The following is a 22,547-nucleotide window of genomic DNA, read 5'->3' as shown; positions in this document are numbered from 1 at the left end:
CACCGATCGTCACACGCACGGGCAGGCAGCGGTATCAGGGTCGTCCCCCAAACCGACCCTGAAAGCGGAGGCGGGTCAGGGGCGGATATCAGGGAAGGGCCAGGGTCGGGGCGGGTGCCGCAGCGGCCGGGCGGCCGTCACCATGGACGTATGACTCAGCCGACCACTCCGCCTCGGGTGCCCGACGGGCCGCCGGACGATCGTCCCGAGGTGCAGCCGCTGCGCCGCGACCCCCGCCAGAAGGTGCTGGCCGGTGTCTGCGGCGGGCTCGGCCGGTACTGCGACATCGACCCGGTGATCTTCCGGATCGTGATCGGCGTGCTCTCGGTGACCGGCGGCATCGGCCTGATCTTCTACGGCTTCGCCTGGCTGCTGATCCCGATGGACGACGAGGAGGAGAACGAGGGCCGCCGGCTGCTGTCGGGCCGGGTCGAAGGCGCGGGTCTCGCGGCCGTGTTCCTCGCGCTCATCGGCTGCGGGCTGTTTCTCACCATGCTGAACAACGGCGGCATCATCGCCTTCGCCGCGCTGCTCTCGCTCACCGTCGGCGGCGCGGCCGTGTGGTCGCAGCGCCGCCGCACCGTCACACCCGACGGCGCGCCGCTCGACCCGGCGACCGCTCACGCGGTGTCCGAGGCCCCGCCGGAGACCAAGGCGCCGCCCGCGCCCGGCACCCCGTCGTGGTGGCGCGACCCGATCATCAAGGACGGCACCACCGGCCCGGTGGCGTCCGGCTATCTGTGGGGTCCGGAGTCGGCGCTCGCGGAGGCGGACGCGCCGCGCCGGGACCGTCCGCGCAGCGCTCCTCCGCAGGCGCGCGGCCCGCGCGGCATCGGCGGCGTGGTCTTCCTGACGGCGCTGGTCGCGGGCGGCCTCGGGACCAGCCTCAGCTGGGACAGCAACCCGCTGGGCACGAGCCTGCAGATCGGTCTGGTCTGCGCGCTGGCGGTGTTCGGCCTCGGTCTCGCGGTCAGCGCGGTGATCGGGCGTACGGGCTTCGGCACGATCATGCTGACGATGATCACGGCGGTGCTGCTTGCGGGTGCGGCCGCGCTGCCGAAGGACATCACCACGGAGTGGATGCGCACGGACTGGAAGCCGGCCTCCGTCACGGCCGTCCAGCCGCACTACGAACTGGGTTCTGGCGTCGCGACCCTCGACCTGTCCGCCGTCACCGTGCCCAAGGGACAGACGGTGACGACCAATGCGGAGGTCGGCGCGGGCCAGCTCAAGGTCGTGCTGCCGAAGGACGCGTCGGTGGAGCTCCGGGCCGAGATGGGCCTGGGCGACATCCGGCTCCCCGAGGACGCGGCCAACGACGTCGACGTCTCGGCGGGCCAGGACCGTACGGCGAAGCTGCCGGCGCCGGCCGGGGCGAAGCCGTCCGGCACGCTGGAACTCCGCCTCGAAGTGGGCATCGGACAGGTGGAGGTCACCCGTGCCACGCAGTGAAATGACTCAGCGCGAGATGTCGCAGCACGAAAGGCCGCGCCGCGAATTCCGGCACGGCTTCAGGCCCGGCAAGCTGGTCGCGGGCATGGCGGTGCTGGCCGCGACGCTGCTGTACGCGGGCGACGCGGCCGGCTCCTGGCAGACCCCGTGGTTCGTGGTCTTCCCGGTGGTCTTCGGCGGTCTGTTCCTGGCAGGCGCGGTGAGCTGGACGCACTACAGCGTCCGGCGCCGCCGTTCAGCCAGGCTCGCGTCGATGGAGAACACCGCGGCGCCGGCGAGCACCAACGGCAGCCAGGCCATCAGATAGGCGAGGTCGTTTCCGTAGTAGTACGGCTCGGTCTGCCAGCTCACCGTCAGCCACAGGCTCAGCGAGATCAGCGCGCCGCCGAGCGCGGCGAGCCGGGCGAGCAGCCCGACCAGGGTGCCGATGCCAACGGCGAGCTCGCCGAAGGCGATGGCCATGCCGAACGCCTCGGGGTTCTTGAGTGAGAGGTCCACCAGCGCCGGAATGGCGGAGGTGTCGCGCACACTGCGCATCAGATCGCCGATGGATCCGGTGCCGCTCGCCGCCATGAACTGGCTGTCCGTGAGCTTGTCGATCCCCGCATAGATGAAAGTGACGCCGAGGAAGAGCCGCAGTGGCAGCAGCGAATAGCGGCGGGCCGTCTCCTTCCAGCCGCCGCCTTGCCCTCCGTCGAGCGATCCGTAGCCGGATGTCGTCCGATATGTGTGTGTCATCGCTGGTCCCGCCTTCGGTTGACCCGTCAACTGACCATACGTACGACGAAGCCGCCAGGCTCACCAGGCGTGCGGCTCACACTGTGACAACCGCACCTTCGGACCCGGGGCAGAGCCCCCGGGCCCGGTCTTTCGCCTCGGCTCATTCAGTGACGTCGATCGGGCAGAGATTGCTCTCCACTCCGGCCGCGGTCACCACCCGCACGTCCACTTTCCCGGGCTCCACCTCGACCGGCAGCGGCACGGTGAGCACCGCGTCCGTCGGGTTGGCGAAACCGCCGGCGACCGGGACCAGCGGCACGTGCACATGCACCGCGCCGATGCGCACGACCGTCCGGGCGAGCAGATCGGGCGCGCCCGCACCCGGCGGCACAAAACCGGTACCGCGGATCTCGATGTCGTCGCCGGTACGGATCGGCGCGTCCAGGTCGCCCGCCTCACGGGCCCGTACGACGGAGAACACCACGGGTCTGCCGCCTTCCGCGTACTTCCCGGCGAAGTACGTCGCCGCTGAGACCGCGACCAGCAGCACCAGACCCCACGGCACATCGGGCAGCTGCTCGGGCCGCCGGGCCAGCCGCACCAGCACGAAGACCGCCGCGACGGCGCCGACCAGTGCGTACTGCACATCCGCGAAGCTGCCGCGGCCGTTGTCGTCGCAGAGCAGATCGGCGGTGCGCGGACGCTCGGCCCGCACCTTCTGCAGCCGCTGCCCGATGACGCGCACGGCCACCACATGCCGTACGACGACGGCAATCGCGCACACCAGCGCCAACGCGGCCAACAGGCCGGCGCCCCGCGCCGGTTCGAGCCCGTCGATCAGCCTGTCGCGGTCCGCGGAGGACGCGAAGGCCAGCCGGAGGGCCAGCACCAGCACGGCGTAGACAACGAGCAGCACCCAGGCCGATGCGACCGCTCGCGAGGTGGAGAGCCGGTTGTCCTCGCCGGTCACCGGCGCGAGCAGGCCGCCGCGCGACCGGTGCAGCCGGGCCGCGCCGGTCAGCAGCCCGCCGACGACGACGGCGGCGAGCAGTCCCGCCGTACGCGTGGCGGTCCAGCCGCCACCGACCGCGGTCACGAGCTGGCCGAGCCCCAGCGCCACGACGCCCGCCCAGACGGCCAGCAGCGAGCGCTGCCATACCAGTTGGAGCCAAGCCTCGCCGGCGGCCCGGCCGCGGTCGGCGACCGTGCGGGCCGACTGGGTCAGCTCGTCCGACACCCACTGGCGCGATGCTCCGGGCGAGTGGGCGACCGCGGCGGGCAGCCCCTGACCTGCGGCCAGCTCGTCACGCTTGGCGAGGAACGCGGCGACCGCGCGCCGATGGCCCTCGCGCGCGCTGTGCGTGCATTCGTCGCACTGTTCCGCTTCTTGCAACGCCACGACCGTACGCCGCCTTCCCAGCCCTAGGCCGAGTAACTTGCTTGTGATTCCTGGGAATTGTGCCGTACGGACGCGGCGTGCGCTCCGGCGGCCGGGGCGTTGAGGAGTGAAAGTCCAGCCGTTCGATTGACCTGGGGTTACTCGGAAGGCGTGTGGCTACTGCAGCAGTTCGGGCTCCGCCCGGCTGATCTGCCGCCACATCGGCTGGTAGTTGATCCACGCCACGAGATCGGTGCCGAGCTGTTCACGGGTGGCGACGGCGTCCCGGTGCTCGATCAGCACCGGCTTGCCGGCCGCCCGCGCCGCGAGCTGCACCTGCGCGCAGCGATCCATCGAGATGAACCACCAGGCCGCCGCGTCGACCGAGTCGCCGACCGTCAGCAGCCCGTGATTGCGCAGGATGACGCCCTTGTACGAGCCGAGCGCGGCCGCGATCCGCCGGCCCTCCTCCTCGTCGACGACCACGCCGGTGTACCGGTCGACCAGTGCGTGGTCCTCGTAGAAACCGCAGGACTCCTGGGTGATCGGCTCGATCAGCTCGCCGAGCGCGGACAGCGCCCGCCCGTGCACGGAATGGGTGTGCGCGACGGCCACGACATCGGGCCGCGCGCGGTGCACCTGGGCGTGCACGGCGAAGGCCGCCTGATTGACGTGGTACCGGCCGACCACGACCTGTCCCTGCTCATTGGCGAGGACCAGATCGCCGGCTGTGACATGCGCGAACGGCACGCCGAAGGGATTGACCCAGTAGCAGTCGGTGAACTCCGGGTCCCGCGCGGTGATATGGCCGGACACCCCGTCCTCGTAACCGAACCGCCCGAAGAGCCGCAGCGCGCCCGCGAGCCGCTCCTTGCGGTACGCGCGCTCCTCGACCACCGATTCGTGCACCGGCGGCATGGCGAATCGGAGCTGGTCAACCGGGATCGGCGCGGGCGTCTCAGTCATGGCTGGAAGCTACCTGGGGGTACCCGAAGTGACCAGAGACTTCACGCGCCTTGTACGAGAATGCGCGCATGACCGACACGACTTCCCCGCTGGTCTCACTTCTCGGCCTCGAACCGCACATCGAGGGCGGATGGTTCAAGGAGACCTGGCGGACGACGGGCTCGACGACCCCGCCCGGCTATCCCGGCGAGCGCTCGTACGCCACCGGCATCTACTTCCTGCTGCACCCCGGCGAGCGGTCGCGCTGGCACCGGGTGCGCTCCGACGAACTGTGGCTGTGGCACCGCGGCGGCCCGCTCCGGCTGCACCTCGGCGGCGACGGCGAGGAGCCGTCGGCCGCCACGACGCTCACGCTCGGCCCGTCGGTGGAGTCCGGCGAGCTGCCGCAACTGCTGGTGCCCGCGGGCACCTGGCAGGCGGCAGACCCGGCGGGAACGGAGCCCGTCCTGGTGACCTGCATCGTCTCGCCGGGCTTCCACTACGACGACTTCGAACTCGAGAAGCCTTAGAGCTTCCTGAGGGCTACTCCCACTCGATCGTGCCCGGGGGCTTGCTCGTCACATCGAGGACGACGCGGTTGACGTCGGCGACCTCGTTGGTGATCCGGGTGGAGATCTTCGCCAGCACGTCGTACGGCATCCGCGTCCAGTCCGCGGTCATCGCGTCCTCGGACGAGACGGGCCGCAGCACGACCGGGTGTCCGTACGTACGCCCGTCACCCTGCACGCCGACGCTCCGGACGTCCGCGAGCAGCACGACCGGGCACTGCCAGATGTCCCGGTCGAGGCCGGCCGCGGTCAGCTCCTCGCGGGCGATCGCGTCGGCCTCGCGGAGCAGGTCGAGACGGTCCCTGGTGACCTCGCCGACGATCCGGATACCGAGGCCGGGGCCCGGGAAGGGCTGGCGCTGGACGATCTCCTCGGGCAGGCCGAGCTCCTGGCCGACCATCCGGACCTCGTCCTTGAACAGCTGGCGCAGCGGCTCGACGAGCTCGAACTCCAGGTCCTCCGGCAGGCCGCCGACATTGTGGTGCGACTTGATGTTGGCGGTGCCGGTGCCGCCGCCGGACTCGACGACGTCCGGGTAGAGCGTGCCCTGCACGAGGAACGCGACGTCCTCGCCGTGCTCGGCCTCGGCGATGATCTCGGCCTGCGCCTGCTCGAAGACCCGGATGAACTCGCGGCCGATGATCTTCCGCTTCTGCTCGGGGTCCGAGACCCCGGCCAGCGCGTCCAGGAACCGCTCCTGCGCGTCGACGACCTTCAGCTGTACGCCGGTGGCCGCGACGAAGTCCTTCTCGACCTGCTCGGTCTCGCCCTTGCGCATCAGCCCGTGGTCGACGTACACACAGGTCAGCTGGGAGCCGATGGCCTTCTGGACGAGAGCGGCGGCAACGGCGGAGTCCACACCGCCGGACAGACCGCAGATCGCACGCTTGTCGCCGACCTGCTCGCGGATCGCCGCGACCTGCTCGTCGATCACATTGCCGGTGGTCCAGGTCGGGGTGATGCCCGCGCCCCGGTAGAGGAAGTGCTCCAGGACCTGCTGGCCGTAGGTCGAGTGCATGACCTCCGGGTGGTGCTGCACTCCGTACAGCTTCTTCTCGTCGTTCTCGAAGGCCGCGACCGGCACGACGTCCGTGGACGCGGTGACGGTGAAGCCCTCGGGCGCGGCGGAGCAGGCGTCGCCGTGGGACATCCACACCGGCTGCTCGGCGGGCGTGCCCTCGAAGAGCGTGGAGCCGGTCTTGCTGACGTGCAGCGGCGTACGGCCGTACTCCCGGGCGCCGGTGTTGTCGACGGTCCCGCCGAGCGACGTGGCCATCAGCTGGAAGCCGTAGCACATGCCGAAGACGGGGACACCGGCCTCGAAGATGGCCCGGTCAAGACGGGGAGCGCCGTCCGCGTACACGGACGACGGACCGCCGGAGAGGATGATCGCCTTCGGCTGCTTGGCCAGCATCTCGGCCACCGGCATGGTGGACGGGACGATCTCGCTGTAGACCCGGGCCTCACGGACGCGGCGGGCGATGAGCTGGGCGTACTGCGCGCCGAAGTCGACAACGAGGACTACGTCCGGGCTGCTGACGGGTGCGGCGGGGGACGCTGGGGACACGGGCGGCCTTCCGGCGGTGGGAGGGGGTCGGTTTTGTCGATTCTACCGGCGTGGCGGGTCCGCTTTTCGTCTCACCATCCGAACCGGCTTGGGCCCTGTCCTCCCGGCGGTCCATACTGCTCCCATGCTCCAGCAGATGACCTTCGTCTTTACCTATGGCACCGGCCCGTCCGGCTGCCATGGTCGTGCTGCTTGAGCAACTGACAAGCGACTTCCCAGGCGCCCCGGGCCGACAAGGCCCGGGGCGCTCTGTCATTTCCGGGACTTGCCGCCACGGGGCCACCCGCAAAGGAGCCCCACCATGACCGTCACGGAGAAGACCGGCACGGAGAAGACCGGCGCCCGCACCGACGAGGCAGCGGGTCTGATCACCGACTCCCGCGAACGCATCGACGCACTCGACGACCGGATCATCGGCCTCGTACAGGAACGGATGGCGGTCTCGGCCGTCATCCAGGAGGCCCGGATCTCCTCCGGCGGCCGCCGGGTCAATCTCTCCCGCGAGATGGAGGTTCTCGGCCATTTCCGCGACGCGCTCGGAAAGCCGGGCACGACGCTCGCGATGACGCTGCTGGAACTGTGCCGGGGCCGCATCTGAGTTCGGGTCCGCTCTCACTCGTACGGCGCGTGACCGCACGCGAGGGCCCTTCGTTGGTACCGGTGTCCGTGCCAGCCAGGGGCGGGCCTCGCAGGAAACCACGCGTGGCTCCGCTGGGGCGTGTGACGTACCGCAGGTACGTCGTGGGACCTCGCCCCAGCGCGCGTGACCGGTCGGCAGGGGACAGCAGCCCGGTCACCCCAAGGGCGGTCGGCTCCGGGGACGCCCGGGGCCGACCGCATCCGGTCGAAACGGTTGCGCACCCCGCAGCCCGTCCAGCACGATGCCAGGACAAGCGCATCCCCCTCTGCGCGACCACACTGCCAAAGGTCGATACCACCCGCGCGCCCCCCGCGCGCCGGGTCGGCGACCCTCCCCCCGCGGCGCTACCCCCCGGTGCCGCGCCTCGGCACCGGCGCTGCCCTGACGTCGGTGCTGACCCCCAAGGGCCCCGCGGACGCACCGTCCGCGGGGCCCTTGCCTTGCGTCCGGCCACAGAGGTCCGTGATCCACGCCACATAAACTTTCTGTCAGATCGGGTGCAACCTTTTCGGCCATTGGTGGGTCAACCATGCGTACCAACGGCCTCACCCGTGCACCCCCGTCTCGGAAGGCCCTTCAGACTCCGTACTGCAGCGATGCAGTACGCCGGACTTCACTGAGGTCTTCATGAAGCTTCGCCGCGCTATGGCCGTCGCAGCAGCGACCGCTGTCATAGCCCCCGCCGCGCTCCTCTCGGCTCCGGCCGCGTTCGCGACGGACACCCCGGGCACGCTCGAGACGTCGCAGTCCGCGACGCCGACCGCGCCCGAGACCTCTGTCTCTGCCTCACCGTCGGACGATGAGTCGACCCCGGCGACGGACACGAGCTCGACCCCGGCCGCGACGCCGAGCAGCCCGGCCGCGGACAGCAGCTCGCCTGCCGCGCCCTCGTCCTCTCCGGCCACCTCGCCGAGCGCTTCGGCCACCACGCCGGACGAGACGTTCTCCTGCGAGGACGGCGAAGAGTCCTCGTACGACGAGAACCTGCAGACCAGCCTCACCGGCCTGCCGTCGAAGATCGTCGCGGGCAGCGGATACCACCAGTTCAAGCTCAACGTCACGAACAAGGGCAAGAACAGCTACAAGCGTGTGGACCTCGGCGTCTTCGCCGCCCAGATCGACGAGGACAGCTGGGAGGAGCGGACCGGCCACCTGTCCCTGCAGTACAAGGACCCCGAGTCCGGCGCCTGGACGGACATCTCCCTCGACACGGACGACAAGGGCGCGGGCTACCTCGGCTACGCGGACATCAAGGCGAAGGAGTCGTTCTCCATCGACCTTCGTGTGAGCGTCGACAAGGCCGCCCCGGCCGGCTTCGGATTCGCCGTCAGCGTCGCCATGTACGCGGACGACAAGGGCAACTGCGTCTTCGGCCACGACGAGGCGTACTACGAGTTCGACATCCTCGCCGCCGGTACGGAGCCGGGTGACGTCGACGACGCCGAGCCGCAGGAGGGTGGCAAGAAGCCGCTTCCGGAGAAGAAGCCTTCCGGCAACACGGAGATCCAGCCGCAGGGCAACCTCGCTGAGACCGGCTCCAGCTCCGTCCTCCCCACCGTCGCCGTCTCCGGCGGCATCGCCGTCGTCCTCGGTGCCGGTGTCGTCTTCGCGATGAAGCGCCGCCGCAACAGCGACGTCACCGCGTAACACAAGCTGACCGCAAGAGCAGAGAGGCCGCTGCACTCGGAGGGGGGTGCAGCGGCCTAGCTGTGTCGTCAGGCAGGTCAGGGCTTCTTCGGCGGGACCGGCGGGATGCCCAGCAGCGGGAGCTTCAGCGCGCCGAAGGCCGATTCCGGGACCGCCGGGGACTTCGGGGCGATCGGGGTGAGGCGTTCGTACGAAGTGCCCTGCGCCGGGCGGGGGTCGGCCTCGCCCTCGTTCGGCCAGAAGGACATCGCGCGTTCCGCCTGTGCGGTGATCGTGAGCGACGGGTTCACGCCCAGGTTCGCCGAGACCGCCGCGCCGTCGACGACCGAGATGCCCGGGTGGCCGTACAGCCGGTGGTACGGGTCGATGACGCCCGACTCCGCGGAGGAGCCGATCGGGCAGCCGCCCAGGAAGTGGGCCGTCAGCGGGGTGCCCATCAGTTCGCCGATGTTGGAGCCGGCGAAGCCGTTGATCTCCTCGGCGAGGAGTGACGCCGCGCGGGTGGCCTCGGGGATCTGGTTCGGGTTGGGCGCGCCGTGGCCCTGGCGGGCCGTGAGGAGGCCTTTGCCCATGCCCTTCGGCTTGCGGTATGTGGTCAGGGAGTTGTCCAGGGACTGCATGACCAGGCCGATGATGGTCCGCTCCGACCAGCGCCGGTTGGAGAGCGAACGGACCGCGAGCCACGGGTGGCGGGCCATGTTGCCGAACCAGGCGGCGACCCTGGCCCGGGCGCTGTAGGGGACTTGGAGGACCGTCAGGCCGCCCATGGCGTTGGAGCCCTTGCCGTACCGCACCGGTTCGATGTGGGTGTTCGCGTCCGGGTGGATCGACGAGGTGATCGCGACGCCACGAGTGAAGTCGACCTTGTCCTTGCCGTGCCGCTTGCGGTACCGGCGGTTGTCGGTCTGTGCGCCGACCAGGGCTTCGGAGTTGGTACGGGTCAGCTCGCCGAGCCGCCCCGAGATCCGGGGCAGCAGTCCGCTGTCCTTCATCCGGTGGAGCAGCGTCTGGGTGCCGTACGTCCCGGCGGCGATGACGACGCGCCGGGCCGTGAACGTACGGGCCGCGCCCTTGCGTTTGTTGTCGCTCGGCAGCGTCTTGACCGCGAAGCCGCCGCGCGAGTCCTCGGTGACCGCGACGACCGAGGTCATCGGGTGGATGACCGCGCCCGCCCGCTCGGCAAGGAAGAGGTAGTTCTCGTTGAGCGTGTTCTTCGCGCCGTGGCGGCAGCCCGTCATGCACTCGCCGCATTCGGTGCACGCCCGGCGGGCGGGACCCGCGCCGCCGAAGTAGGGGTCGGGGACCTCCGCCCCCGGATCTGCCTTCGCCGTGCCGTCGGCGTCCTCACCGTCGCCGAAGAACACCCCGACCGGCGCGAGGTGGAACGTGTCGCCGATGCCCATCGCGTCGGCGGTCGCCTTGAGATGGACGTCGGACGGCGTCATCGTCGGGTTGAGCCGTACGCCGAGCATCCGCCGCGCCTGGTCGTAGTACGGCTTCAGCTCCTCCTGCCAGTCCGTGATGTCCTTCCACTGCGGATCCTCGAAGAAGGGTTTCGGCGGTACGTAGAGGGTGTTGGCGTAGTTCAGCGAGCCGCCGCCCACCCCCGCGCCCGCCAGCACCATCACATTGCCGAGCAGGTGGATGCGCTGGATTCCGAAGAGGCCGAGAGCCGGGGCCCAGAGGAAGTTGCGCAGGTCCCAGGAGTTCTTCGGCAGCGTCTCGCGCGTGAAGCGGCGGCCGGCCTCCAGGACTCCGACGCGGTAGCCCTTCTCGGTCAGCCGGAGGGCCGTGACCGAGCCGCCGAAGCCCGAGCCGACCACGATGACGTCGTAGTCATAGGTGGAGTCGTCCGGATTCTGGGCCGGTTTTTGGGCCGGATTCTGGGCCGGTTTTTGGGCAGGGGGTACCGCTGGCATGGCTCTCCTCCGTACGAAAAGGGACGTACTACCGCAGGCCGACGGCCTTCATCACCTTCAGGCTGCGGCTCATGAACGCGGCGTACTTCTCGTCGTTCATCCCGAACGACGGCGCGAGCGGCATCAGCCGCTGCTGGGCGACGGTCTGCGCCTCCGTGTACTTGAGGATGCCCTCCGAGCCGTGCCGCCTGCCGAGCCCCGAGTCCTTCATTCCGCCCATCGGGGCCCGCACACTGCCGTAGGCCGGCGCGTATCCCTCGTTGATGTTGACCGTGCCGGTGCGCAGCTTCGCCGCGACCTCGTGGCCGCGCCTGCCGTCGCGCGTCCAGACGCTCGAATTCAGGCCGTACGGCGTGGCGTTGGCCAGCTTGACGACCTCGTCCTCATCCGTGAAGCGGTAGATGGAGACGACCGGGCCGAAGGTCTCCTCGGTGCAGACGGCCATCGGGGACTCGACGCCGTCGAGGATGGTCGGCTCGTAGAACAGCGGGCCGATGTCGGGGCGGGCGACGCCGCCGGCGACGAGGGTCGCACCCTTGGCGACGGCCTCCTCGACATGGCGGGTGACGGTCTCCAGCTGGCGCTCGCCGACGAGGGAGCCCATGTCCGCGCCGTACGCGAGGGACTTGCCGAGGCGCAGCGCCTTCGTACGGGCGGCGAAGCGCTCCACGAACGCGTCGGCCACCGACTCGTGGACGTACAGCCGCTCGATGGAGATGCACAGCTGGCCCGCGGAGGAGAAGCAGGCGCGTATCGCTCCGGCGGCGGCCTTCTCGATGTCCGCGTCGTGCAGCACCAACATGGCGTTCTTGCCGCCGAGTTCGAGCGAGACGCCGACGAGACGGGCGGCCGCGCCCTGTGCGACCTCGCGGCCGGTGCGGGTGGAGCCGGTGAAGGAGACATAGTCCGCGTGCTTGACGACCTCGGGGCCGACGACCGGGCCGTCACCTATGACGACCTGGAAGACGCCGGCCGGCAGGCCCGCCTCGATCAGCAGGTCACGGGCCCACAGCGCGGTCAGCGCGGTCTCGGTGTCGGGCTTCATGACGACCGCGTTGCCGGAGACGAACGCGGGCAGCGCGTCGCCGACGGACAGCTCCAACGGGTAGTTCCACGGGGCGATCTGGCCGACGACGCCGCGCGGCTGGCGCAGTTCGGTCGTCTTGGTGAGGACCGGGACGACGCCCAGGTGCCGCTTCGGCTTCAGGTAGGCGGACGCCTTACGGCCGTAGTGACGGGCGGCGACGGCGACGGACTGGACCTCTTCGTGCGCGTGCAGCCTGGCCTTGCCGGTCTCCAGCTGGATGAGGTCGAGGACCTCGGCCTGCCGCTCCAGGACCAGGTCGTGGAAGCGCAGCAGTACGGCGGCGCGGGCGCGGACCGGGAGCGCGGCCCAGGCGGGCTGCGCGGCGCGCGCCTGCTCGAAGGCCTCGGCCACGTCCTCGGGAGTGGACTCGGGCAGGTCCGCCAGCTTCTCGCCGCTGAACGGCGTGTGGTTGGCCGTACGGCCGGAGCCGACGACGCCACGGGTGAGCTGGGCGACCACCTCGGGTGTGACCACGTCGGCGGCGGTACGCGCGCCGGCCGGCGCGGCGGCTGTCGGATTGGTGCCGAGGGCGGCGGCGGGGGCCTTCGAGTCCGTCTGGTCCGTCATGGGGGCGAGAGTATGCCGCAAACGGAGCTTTGGGTACCCGTCGGTAACAGCTTTTCACCGACCCCTCACCACCGTGCCAGCGATCGCTGGCACATCGGCGCTGATCAGGGGCTTGTCTCGGCTTTGCCGAGCTTGAGGCGGTCTCGTACGCCGCGGAACAGATCCTGGCCCTCGGCCTCTTCCTTGCCGCCCTGCGGCATCTCGACGAGGACCGTGTAGCGCTCGCCGGCGTCCGTGACGACATAGAACGCCAGCCGGTGGACGGGGCGGGCGGTGTCGCCCTCCTGCGCGAAGTACGTGACGTCCAGGACGGCCGCGTCCACGCCGTGGTGGTTGGCGCGGTGGACGCTGCCCTTGGCTTCGTTCGCGGTGAACTCGCCGCCGCGCGGCCCTCCTTGCTTCAGCCATGCGAGTTCGCGCTGCGCCCACTGGATGGGGTTTTCCGTGTCCTTCTCACCGCGGATGAGCTCGACCCAGACGGGGTTGCCGCGCTCCTCGAAGGTGATCTCCTTGTCGCTCGCGAGAGCCTTTTGGGAGGTGACGGGTTCGCGCTTGTACGAGGCGGGGACGGAGATCTCGGCGTCGAGCCGGGACTCGAAGTGGGGTCGCCAGCGCCAGGAGTCGGGGGTGGGGATGGGGGTGGTGTTGATGTTGGTGCTGCGGCCGGTGGAGGGGGGTGAGGTGCTGTCACGGGCCGCCGCCCATACGGCGAAGCCGAGGGTGGCGCTTGCGGCGACCGCGCCGGCGACGATCGCGTACCGGGTACGGCGACGGCCGACGCCTGCGGCGGGCCTGCTCCCCTCCCCGCCCCTTCCCGAAACCGGGGGCTCCGCCCCCGGGCCCCCGGCGGGGGCGGAAGGCGTGGGGTCGGGGGTGCCGGTCCCGGCGGGCCGGGCTTCGCCGGCCGAAGCGGCAGGCGTGGCGTCGGAAGTGCCCGCGCGTGCGGGCCGAGGCTCACCGCCCGGGGCAAAAGCACCTGGCCCGGTTTCGCCGGCCGAAGCGGCAGGCATGGGCGCTGCCCCCGGCCCGTCGGCGCGCCCTTCGCGCCGGGCTTCGCCGGCCGAAGCGGCAGGCGTGGCGTCCGAAGTACCCGTCCCGGCGGACCGAAGCTCACCGCCCGGGGCAAACGCACCAGGCCGGGCTTCGCCAGCCGAAGCGGCAGGCGTGGCGTCCGAAGTGCCCACGCCGGCGGGCCGACGCTCACCGGCAGAAGCGAGCGGCGTGGGCTCCACCCCCAGCCCGTCAGGGGCGAACACCCCGGCAGACCCATCAACCACGTCCGGCCGTACGGGCCCTCCGGCCGACGAAGGCGCACGGGGCACCGAGGCGCCGGGGGTGGAGCCCCCCGTCAGAACCACCGTCTCCGAGTCCTCGGCGGACCGCTCCGACACCGCCGACAGTTCACCCTCCACCTCGGCCACCGCCGGGCGGTCGCCCGGGTCCTTGGCCAGCAGGCGGACGATCAGCCCCGACAGCGGCCCCGCCCGCACCGGCTTCGGCGGTTCCGCCTGGAGGATCGCCGCCAAGGTGGACTCCAGCGTCGTACGGCGGAACGGGGACCAGCCCTCCACCGCCGCGTACAGCAGCACACCGAGCGACCACAGGTCCGACTCCGGACCCGCCGGGACGCCCTGCATCCGTTCCGGGGCGATGGATTCGAGCGAGCCGACGAACTCGCCGCTCACTGTCAGCGGCTCCTCACCCTGGATCCGCGCGATGCCGAAATCGGTGAGCACCACCTGGCCGTGCGGCCCGAGCAGCACGTTCGCGGGCTTCACATCACGGTGGACGATCCCCTTCGCGTGCGCCGCGCCCAGCGCGCCCGCGATCGCGAGGCCGATCCGCGCGGTCTCGGCCGGCGGCAGTGCGCCACGCTTGAGGCGTTCGTGGAGGGATTCGCCGCGGACCAGCTCCATGACGATGCACGGGACTCCGCCGTCCATGACGACGTCGTGGACGGCGACGGCGGCCGGATGTTCTACCCGTGCCGCCGCCCTGGCCTCGCGCCGCAGCCGGGCGTACAGCCGCTGAGCCGCGGGTTCGGCGGGGTCGCCGAGGAGTCGCGGTTCCTTCACCGCGCAGTCCCGGCCCACGAGTTCATCGTGAGCGCGCCACACCGTGCCCATCCCGCCGGAGCCGATGCGTTCGACGAGCCGGTAGCGGCCTCCCAGCAGCCGGCCCTCACCGGCCGCCGCGCCGCCGCCCGTTCCCGCGCCGGTCACAGATCCTGGATCTTCAGATGCTCGACGACCTGGTCGAAGAGTCTGTCGCCCTCCTTCGACGCCCAGCCCTCCGCAGGACCGGAGACCCGCAGCCGCCAGTAGACCTCGCTCGCGCCCTTGCCGGTGGCGACGACGCGTTCGTGCCAGCGGTAGCGGACCGGATCGTCGATCGACGTGCTGTATTCCACATAGTCGACGACGGTGTCGAAGGCCTTCTTGCCCTGCTGCGTGGTCTGGGAGGTCGTCACATCCTGGTCCTTGATCTCGGTGCCGTTCGCGCCGCCCTTCTCGTAGTACCCGCGCCACACGTCCTCCGTGGGCTTCAGCTCACCGTCCACGGCCGCAGTCTCGACGCGCTCCAGGAAGACCTGGAAGACGCCACTTGGGTCCCAGTACGTGACGGTGTTGCCGGAGTCGCCCTCGACGCGTTCGTACTCCGACGGCACGGCGACATTCGCGGCCACGACCTCGCGGTCCGGGCGGACCTCCCAGCCGGCCGGGATCGCGTCGCCTCCGAAGGGGTCGGTGAGGAGGAGGACCGTCGCGACGGCGGCGGCCAGCAGTACGCCGCCGAGCCCGAACTGGGCGACGCGGTTGCCCTGCAGCACCGGCGGCACCCACCGGCTGCCGGTGTTCGAAGGCCCTCCCGGGAAGAGTTTCGTCGCGTCGACCGGGACCGGCCGCGCCACGGACTGAAGCGTCTGGCTGATCTCCGCCGTGTCCGGCCGCATCGCCGGATCCTTCCGCAGCAGCTGCATGACCAGCGTGCCGAACGCGCCCGATCCGCGCGCCGGCATCTGCGGTTCGGCGGAGAGCACGGCCTGCAGGGTCGCCGGAGTGTTGGAGCGGCGGTACGGCGACATGCCCTCGACCGCCGCGTACAGCACCACGCCCAGCGACCACAGATCGGACTCGGGTCCCGGGCGCTGGCCCAGCACCCGTTCCGGCGCGATGAATTCGGGCGAGCCGACGAAGGCGCCGGTCTCGGTGAGTCCTTGCTCGCCCTCGACCTGTGCGATGCCGAAGTCGGTCAGTACGACCCGGTCGCCGCGACCCAGCAGCACGTTGCCCGGTTTGACGTCGCGGTGCAGCACTCCGGCCTCGTGTGCCGCGGTGAGCGCGCCGAGTACGGCGAGGCCGATCCGGGCCGCCTCGCGGACGTCGAGCGTGCCGTCCGCCAACCGGTCGGCGAGCGACTGTCCGGGCACCAGCTCCATGACGATCCAGGGCTTGGCGTCCTCGGTCACCACGTCGTGCACGGTGACGACGGAGGGATGGTCGATACGGGCGGCGGCGCGCGCCTCGCGCTGCATCCGCAGGTAGACCTTGTCCCGCTCGTTCTCGCTCAAGTGCTCCGGTACGCGCGGCTCCTTCACCGCGACGTCGCGGTCCACGACCTCGTCACGGGCCCGCCAGACCGTGCCCATGCCGCCGTGGCCCAGGCGGCTCACCAGGCGGTAGCGGCCGCCGATGAGCCGGCCCGTGTCGGGGACGGACGTGGAGGCGGGCAGTCCGGTCGCCTGGGTGGGCACATGCGCGGCGTTCGGCGGCCGAAGTCCGTAGCTGGTGGGCTCGTTCGCCCAACCCCCGTCGTTGGTCATGTTCACATCCTGGCCAACTGTGGTGGTGGATGCCACCGCGGTAAGGGAGCGGATGCAGACCCGTGACAGTGGGCGATCAGGAAGCTCCGGCGGTGAAGGAGTCGAGCGCGGTGTCGAAGTGCCGCCGTGCCTCGTCCACTCTGCCGACCGGCGTGGAGACCCACACGTCGTACATCGTCCCGTTTTCCTCCCAGCAGATGTCGATCGTGGCCCGGTCTCCTTCGGCCTGGGAGAAGCCGTTCCAGGTGAACTCCCACAGGGCCGCGGACAGTCCGTTGTGGGTGGTCTCGGTGACCTTGCCGTCGCGGTAGCCGGGATTGGTGTTCGGACCGTCGGCGTCGGACCGGCGCATCGAGCCGAGCGGCCCGCCGGGCACCGGCTGCTGCAACCGGATGCCGATCCTGATGGCCTTGTCCGCGTCCATGTAGTACACGCGCTTGTCGTCCTCGGAGCGCACGAAGCCCTCCGGGACCGCGAGCGCAAAGCCGTCCGGGTCGGCGACCGAGGCGTATCCGGCGGGCGCGGGCGGCCTGTTGACGACGGTGGCGGAGGTGGTCACGGTCACCGTGGGGGTGGGCGTCGGCGTCGTCGCCGGGGACTGCGTCGTACGCACCGGCGCCGTGCTGCTCGGACTCCCCGTGGCCGACGGTCCCGCCGCGTCGGCGCCGTTGTCCATCAGCAGCGCGACCGCGCCTCCCGCTCCGGCCAGCGCCGCGACGACGGCGGCGGCGACCAGCAGTGGCGTACGACGACGGGGCGAGGGCTTCGCAGCCGGCTCCTGGACCGGCGTACGGGGCATGTCCTGCGGGCCCGTGGGCTGCTCCGGCAGCATCGGCACGGACCCCGTGGTCACGTATGTACGCAGCAGCCGCTCGGCCTCGGACGCGTCGAGCCTGCGCTCCGGATCCCGCTCCAGCAGCCCGAGCACCAGCGGACGCAGCGGCGCCGCCTGCGCCGGCGGCCGGATTTCGTCCTCGACGACGGCGTGCAGGATGCCGCCCAACGAGTCGCGGCGGAACGGCGATTGGCCGGCCACCGCCGCGCACAGCAGCACCCCGAGCGACCACAGATCCGACTCGGGACCCGCCGTGACGCCCTGCATCCGCTCCGGCGCGGTGTACTCCGGCGATCCGACGAACGATCCCGTCTCCGTGATCGTCGTGGACCCGGCGAACCGCGCTATGCCGAAGTCGGTCAGCACGACCCGTCCGGTGGCTTCCTCCAGCAGTACGTTGGCGGGCTTCAAGTCCCGGTGCAGCACACCGAGTTCGTGCGCGGCCCGCAGCGCGCCCAGCAGCGCGAGACCGATCCTGGCCGCCTCGGCGGCATCGACCGGGCCGCGGCGCGAGAGCCGGTCGGCGAGCGAACCGCCGTCGACCAGTTCCATGACGATGTACGGGCGGCCGTCGTCCACCACGACGTCGTGCACGACGATCACATGCGGATGCTTGACCCGGGCGATGGCGCGCGCCTCGCGCAGCGGTGCGGCGGCCGAGGTGTACGGGGACGAGGAGCGGCCGCTCCCGGAGTCCTCCTCCAGGTGGAGCTCCTTGACGGCGACGCGCCGGCCCAGCAGTTCGTCGTCGGCACGCCACACCGTGCCCATGCCGCCTCGCCCCAGCCGGTCAAGGAGCCGGTAGCGGCCCGCGACGAGCCGCGTTTCCTCGGACACCCAACTCCCTCTCGATCAGCCTGCGCTCATTCTGCCGGAGGCCGCCAGCTCTGGAGCATGATGTCGAACTGTTCGCGGGTGGTCGCCCAGTCCTCCGCCGGGCCCGACATGTAGAGCGCGTACTCCGTGCCGTCGTCCTCGTAATAGATCTGGTCGATGGCCCGCCGCTTGCCGGGGTGGGTCTTGCGCTCGGTCCAGGTGAACTCCCACAGCGCGGAGTTCGTCTGGTCCCGGAAGGTGTTCGGCGCGAGCTTCAGCCGCTTGTACTTGGGCAGCCGCTGGAGTTGCTTCTCCAGGTCCAGCATGTGCATGTACGGGTTCTCGAAGTCCGGCGTCTCGTCGCTGCTGATCCGGATGCGGTGTTTGCCGTTGTCGGGCGTGTAGTCGATCTGGTCGCCGTCCAGCTGGCGCTTCCAGCCGTTCGGCACGAGCAGGCTGAAACCGGCCTCGTCGTTCACGCGGTGCCAGCCCGGCCTGCCGGTCGGGGTCTTGCCCGGCGTGTTCGGCGACTGGGTGGTGGTGCCATTGCCCTTGGGGTCCTGGCCGTCGTCACCGCCCGCGTACTTCATGGCAGCCAGGCCCGCGCCGACGCCGACGACGGCCGAGAGCACGACGACGATGACCGCCGTGCGCAGCCTCCCGCCGCGCCGTGGGGCCGACGGCGGGGTGGCGTAGTGCGGGACGTGCGGTGTGGGCGTCGGTGTCTGCATCTGTGCCGGGGCGGGCGCGGGCATCTGAGCGGTCGCGGGACGCGGCTGGCGCCGGGTCACCTGCTGGGCCGGCACCCGCGGCTGCGGCTCAGCCGGGGCGGGCGGCCGTCCCGCCATCGCCTGCTGGAGCATCCGCTCGGCCTGCGCGGCCGACGGACGCGCGGCCGGGTCCTTGCGCAGCAGCGCCATGATCACGGGCGTGAGCAGACCCGCGTACTCGGGATGGCGCGGCTCCTCGCCGACCACCGCCTGCATGGAGGCCAGCGGCGTGCCGCGGCGGAACGGCGACTCGCCCTCCACCGCGGCGTACAGCGTCGCGCCGAGCGACCAGAGGTCGGAGGCCGGACCGGGGTCCGCGCCACGCACCCGCTCGGGGGCCAGGTAGTCGATGGAGCCGACGATTTCGCCGGTCCTGGTGATCGTCGAGTCGCCTTCGATCGCGGCGATGCCGAAGTCGGTGATCAGCGCCCGGCCGTCCCGGCTGAGCAGCACGTTCGCGGGTTTGACGTCCCGGTGCAGCACGCCGGCGGCATGCGCCGCGCCCAGAGCGCGCAGCACGTGCAGTCCGATGCGGGCCGCCTCCAGCGCCGGTATCCGGCCGGACTCCTTGGCCGCGTCGGCGAGCGAAGGACCGTCGACGTACTGCATGACGATCCACGGGCGGGCGTCGTGTTCGAGGACGTCGTGGACGGTGACCACGCCGGGGTGGCTGATCCGGGCCGCGGCCCGGGCCTCTTTCTGCGTACGGGCGTGCAGCACGATCCGGTCCGCCTCGGAGGCGTACCGTCCGGCGGTCAGCTCCTTGACGGCGACGACCCGGTGCAGCACTTCGTCGTGCGCGCGCCACACTTTGCCCATGCCGCCGCTGCCGATGGACTCGGCCAGCCGGTACCGCCCGGCGAGCAGCAGCCCCGCGCCCGTACTTGAAGAGTTTTCCACGTACCCCGCCCCGTTCCTTGGGATCACAGGTTACGGAGGTGAAGTACGGGCGCGGTACCTCGGATGCCTCAAGTGACCGCACCGTAATGCGCGCTGCCCGTTCGGGCGGCTGTCAGCGCAGCGAGCGATACGCGTTGGTGGCCTCGTGGTACGCCTCGGTCACCTTGTCCCGCTGCTCCTCGGGCCCGATGACCTGGATGACGTGGTAGCGGCCGTCGACGACGATCGCGAGATTGCGCACGTACACCTGACGGCCGCTGCTGTCCTGCCAGGTGAACTGGCCCTCGGCCATGGCCTGCTTGCCGACGTCGATCCGGCGCAGCCCGGTCGCGGTCGCCCACGAGGAGTCGCGGAACGGCTGGAGCTCGCGCTCCTTGTCGCGCTGGTAGACGAGCGGATCGTCGCCGTTCGCCTGCACGGTGTCCCGGCCTGGGACGACGATCAGGGTGAAGTCGCCGTCGCTGTAGCGGACTTGGCCGATGTCGTTGATCGGCCGCCGCTGCCAGGTCTTGTCGACGGCGACCTGGAAGCCCTCCGGGTCCTTGCGCAGGGCATAGCCGTACGGAAGGTTCCCGGCCGGTGCCGAGGTCTGCGGCTGCTGCGAGCCCGGCGCTCCGGTGGAGGCCGACGGCGGATCGGCCGGGGCGGAGGGGCCGGGCCCGGGGGCGGAGGCCGTCGGAGTCGCACCGCCCTTGTCCCCCTTGCCCTGGGGCTCGTTCTGCTGCTGCGAGTCGGCCTTCGGCATGAACAGCACGGCATACGCCACGGCCGCGACGAGCAGCAGGAATATCAGCAGCAGCAGCGTGCGGCCGAGCGAGCGAGGTCCGCGGCGCTCACGCCGGGACTTCTTGTGCCGGTGGCGGCCGTGCACCACTTCGGCAGAGCCCGTGCGGCGCTTGCGCACCAGCTCGCCGCGGCGCCGTACGACCGGCAGCCTGCTGCCGTCGACCGCGCCGGCGGGCACAGGAACCACATCCATCCCGGCCTCGGGCTCGGGCGCCGACCGCACCAGCGAACGCAGCCAGCCGCGCAGCTCCTCGAAGTCCGGGCGCTCGGTCGGGTCCTGACGCAGCAGCGACTCGACGACCGGACGAAGTGGCCCGCACTCCTCGGCGAACGCGGGCGGCTCGGCGCAGACGAGCTGGACCAGCTCGAAGGCGCTCTCCTCGGGATAGGGCGCATGGCCCTGCACGGCCCGGTAGAGCAGCGCACCCAGGGCCCAGAGGTCGGTGGCGGGGCCGACGGGGGCCGCCAACTGCCAGTTCTCGTGGACGGGTCCGGCCTGCTCGGGTGCCCATCGCTCGGTGACGGCTCCGACGACCGCGATCCGCGCCTGCCGGGCCCGCTCGGCGGCGAGCGGCGTGTCCGGGCCGCGGTAGGCGGGTGTTTCGGCGCCCGCGACGACCTCGTCCCACCGGCCGGCCGGAGCCTGCGCGGCGGCCGGAACGGGCTGGCGCTGCGCATCGGCACGCAGCGCCTCGGGCCCGGCGCCTCCGCGCTGCCAGCCACCGGTGCTGGGAAGAGCGGGCACGCCGCCGCGGTCGGAGCGCGGGGCGGGCAGGGCCTTGCGCACGCCGTACGGGTCGGTGTCGCGCTGAGGGTGGCGCGTACCGCCTGCGGGGTTTCCGGTGGCGGGGCTGCCGCCCGCGGGCAGCGGGCGGGGGCCGTCCTGGCCCGGGAGCGGGTTGTCGTGCCAGGTGCCGGCGAGCTGGGCGCGGCCCGGGCCTTCGGGGCCGTAGCCGTCGAACTCGTCGTCGTCGAGGTCCTCTTCGATGTCGCTGTGGTGCGCGGCGAGCTGTGGCCGCGGCTCGCCCGGCTTCCTGGCCCACCAGTCCGGGTCGTAACCCGTCTGCACGGGAGGGTCGTCCTGGCGCTGGTCCTCGCTGACCCGCGCCGCGGCCCGGGCGCCCGCGCGGTATGCCGCGATCGCGCCCGCCCGCGCGGCACGCACGTCCGGCGAAGTTCCGTACGGACGTGTCTCGTCCGGGGCGGCGGCGGGTGCGGGCTCGAGGGCGGCAGGGCCGCCCGGCAGCTCGTCGTCGGCCTCGTCGAAGCCGTCATCGAATGGACCGTCCGCGTCAGGCCCGTCCTCGTCAGGCCCGTCCTCGTCGGGACCGTCCTCGTCCGAGTCGGGCGACAGCTCGTCGTACGGCAACTCCTCGTACGGCAGCTCCTCCGGCGGCGCGGGCACCGGTGCGTACCCGCACAGCGCCTCCTCCGCCGCGCCGGACGCCAGTCCGGTCAGCACCACCCGGCCGTCGTCGCAGACCAGGACCGTCCGGGCGGTGATGTTCCGGTGGGTCCAGCCGTGCGCGTGCAGGACGCGCAGCGCGGTCAGCACGTCGGAGGCGACTTCGGCGGCGCGGTAGGGAGTGAGCGGCTTGTCCGCGAGGAGAGCGGCGAGCGGGCGGGCGGCCACGCGTTCGCTCACTATCCACAGCGAACCGCTCTCCGCGAACACGTCGAAGACCTGGTCCAGGCGCGGATGGTCGGGTATCTGCGCGGCGGCCTGCGCGGCCTCCATGGCTCGCCGCACGGCCGGATCGGTGGGCCTGCGGGTCGTACGCCCCTGGGCCCTCCTGGGCACGGCAGCCCCGGCGAGACCCGCAGCCTCGACGACCTCAGCCTCGACGACCTCCGGCAACGGCACCTGCCGGACCAGGACTTCCTGGCCGCTGTATGTGTCGAATGCTCGGGTCTCGACCAGTTCGTACTCGTCGGACGGAGGCAGCGGAAGGCGATAGCGGTCGGCAAGCACCCTTCCCGCATAGTCGTCCACGACGCCTCCCCACGAGCGCGCTGTCCGCCGGCTGGCCCCGGGGACCGCGGTAAAACGTCAATACGTGTCAATTCCGGTCGTTCTGCGGCCCCTTGTGGCTGCGTACCGTCCGCGAGCTCTCACGATACGTGTC

At 71.4% G+C, this 22,547-nt stretch carries 16 protein-coding genes; 5 read left to right on the top strand and 11 right to left on the bottom strand.

What is annotated here, in order from left to right; all coding sequences use genetic code 11:
- The first annotated feature begins 150 nt into the window (after positions 1–150).
- Together ACH4YL_RS28735 and ACH4YL_RS28730 are read left to right on the top strand one after the other, a co-directional pair.
- A complete protein-coding gene (locus ACH4YL_RS28735) occupies positions 151–1,452 on the top strand; it encodes a PspC domain-containing protein (protein ID WP_398510338.1) in 1,302 nt (433 codons plus the stop codon).
- Positions 1,439–1,759, top strand: coding sequence for a hypothetical protein (locus ACH4YL_RS28730; RefSeq protein ID WP_398510337.1), 321 nt, complete (start codon positions 1,439–1,441; stop codon positions 1,757–1,759). Before ACH4YL_RS28735 ends, ACH4YL_RS28730 begins: the two co-directional genes overlap by 14 nt.
- Here ACH4YL_RS28730 and ACH4YL_RS28725 read toward each other — a convergent pair.
- The 3 genes from ACH4YL_RS28725 to ACH4YL_RS28715 form a co-directional block, all read right to left on the bottom strand.
- Entirely contained in the window at positions 1,666–2,190 is a 525-nt protein-coding gene (locus ACH4YL_RS28725; RefSeq protein ID WP_398510336.1) for a DoxX family protein, read from the bottom strand. The genes ACH4YL_RS28730 and ACH4YL_RS28725 overlap by 94 nt on opposite strands.
- Positions 2,191–2,332: 142 nt before the next feature.
- On the bottom strand, positions 2,333–3,571 hold the full coding sequence (locus tag ACH4YL_RS28720) for a hypothetical protein (RefSeq protein ID WP_398510335.1): 1,239 nt from the start codon (positions 3,569–3,571) through the stop codon (positions 2,333–2,335).
- Between the two features lie 156 nt (positions 3,572–3,727).
- Entirely contained in the window at positions 3,728–4,516 is a 789-nt protein-coding gene (locus tag ACH4YL_RS28715) for a class II aldolase/adducin family protein (RefSeq protein ID WP_398510334.1), read from the bottom strand.
- Between the two features lie 68 nt (positions 4,517–4,584).
- Here ACH4YL_RS28715 and ACH4YL_RS28710 point away from each other — a divergent pair, with 68 nt between their 5' ends.
- On the top strand, positions 4,585–5,025 hold the full coding sequence (locus tag ACH4YL_RS28710) for a cupin domain-containing protein (RefSeq protein ID WP_398510333.1): 441 nt from the start codon (positions 4,585–4,587) through the stop codon (positions 5,023–5,025).
- Between the two features lie 13 nt (positions 5,026–5,038).
- Here the strand turns inward: ACH4YL_RS28710 and guaA are convergent, their stop codons facing one another.
- Positions 5,039–6,631, bottom strand: a complete 1,593-nt coding sequence (guaA, locus tag ACH4YL_RS28705) for a glutamine-hydrolyzing GMP synthase (RefSeq protein WP_398510332.1) — start codon at positions 6,629–6,631, stop codon at positions 5,039–5,041.
- Between the two features lie 301 nt (positions 6,632–6,932).
- On the opposite strand from guaA, the gene ACH4YL_RS28700 reads away from it, so the two are divergent.
- Both ACH4YL_RS28700 and ACH4YL_RS28695 read left to right on the top strand, forming a co-directional pair.
- Positions 6,933–7,229, top strand: coding sequence for a chorismate mutase (locus ACH4YL_RS28700; RefSeq protein ID WP_398510331.1), 297 nt, complete (start codon positions 6,933–6,935; stop codon positions 7,227–7,229).
- A 669-nt stretch (positions 7,230–7,898) separates the two neighbouring features.
- Positions 7,899–8,918: an LAETG motif-containing sortase-dependent surface protein gene (locus ACH4YL_RS28695; protein WP_398510330.1), complete on the top strand. Its 1,020-nt coding sequence runs from the start codon at positions 7,899–7,901 to the stop codon at positions 8,916–8,918.
- Between the two features lie 77 nt (positions 8,919–8,995).
- Here the strand turns inward: ACH4YL_RS28695 and ACH4YL_RS28690 are convergent, their stop codons facing one another.
- The 7 genes from ACH4YL_RS28690 to ACH4YL_RS28660 form a co-directional block, all read right to left on the bottom strand.
- Positions 8,996–10,837, bottom strand: a complete 1,842-nt coding sequence (locus ACH4YL_RS28690) for a GMC oxidoreductase (protein WP_398510329.1) — start codon at positions 10,835–10,837, stop codon at positions 8,996–8,998.
- Positions 10,838–10,865: 28 nt separating this feature from the next.
- Positions 10,866–12,491 (bottom strand): succinic semialdehyde dehydrogenase, encoded by a 1,626-nt coding sequence (locus ACH4YL_RS28685; RefSeq protein ID WP_398510328.1) that lies wholly within the window; start codon positions 12,489–12,491, stop codon positions 10,866–10,868.
- Between the two features lie 104 nt (positions 12,492–12,595).
- Complete coding sequence (locus ACH4YL_RS28680) at positions 12,596–14,713, bottom strand: protein kinase (protein ID WP_398510327.1); 2,118 nt, start codon at positions 14,711–14,713, stop codon at positions 12,596–12,598.
- On the bottom strand, positions 14,710–16,314 hold the full coding sequence (locus tag ACH4YL_RS28675) for a serine/threonine-protein kinase (protein ID WP_398510326.1): 1,605 nt from the start codon (positions 16,312–16,314) through the stop codon (positions 14,710–14,712). Before ACH4YL_RS28675 ends, ACH4YL_RS28680 begins: the two co-directional genes overlap by 4 nt.
- Before the next feature lie 76 nt (positions 16,315–16,390).
- Entirely contained in the window at positions 16,391–17,986 is a 1,596-nt protein-coding gene (locus ACH4YL_RS28670; protein WP_398510325.1) for a serine/threonine-protein kinase, read from the bottom strand.
- A gap of 26 nt (positions 17,987–18,012) precedes the next feature.
- Positions 18,013–19,635, bottom strand: a complete 1,623-nt coding sequence (locus ACH4YL_RS28665; RefSeq protein WP_398510324.1) for a protein kinase — start codon at positions 19,633–19,635, stop codon at positions 18,013–18,015.
- A 112-nt stretch (positions 19,636–19,747) separates the two neighbouring features.
- Positions 19,748–22,414, bottom strand: a complete 2,667-nt coding sequence (locus ACH4YL_RS28660; RefSeq protein WP_398510323.1) for a protein kinase — start codon at positions 22,412–22,414, stop codon at positions 19,748–19,750.
- Positions 22,415–22,547 lie beyond the last annotated feature (133 nt).

The sequence above is a fragment of the Streptomyces sp. NPDC020681 genome, from assembly GCF_044334895.1.
Taxonomy (GTDB): domain Bacteria; phylum Actinomycetota; class Actinomycetes; order Streptomycetales; family Streptomycetaceae; genus Streptomyces.
This window is presented reverse-complemented; position numbering and strand designations above follow the sequence as displayed.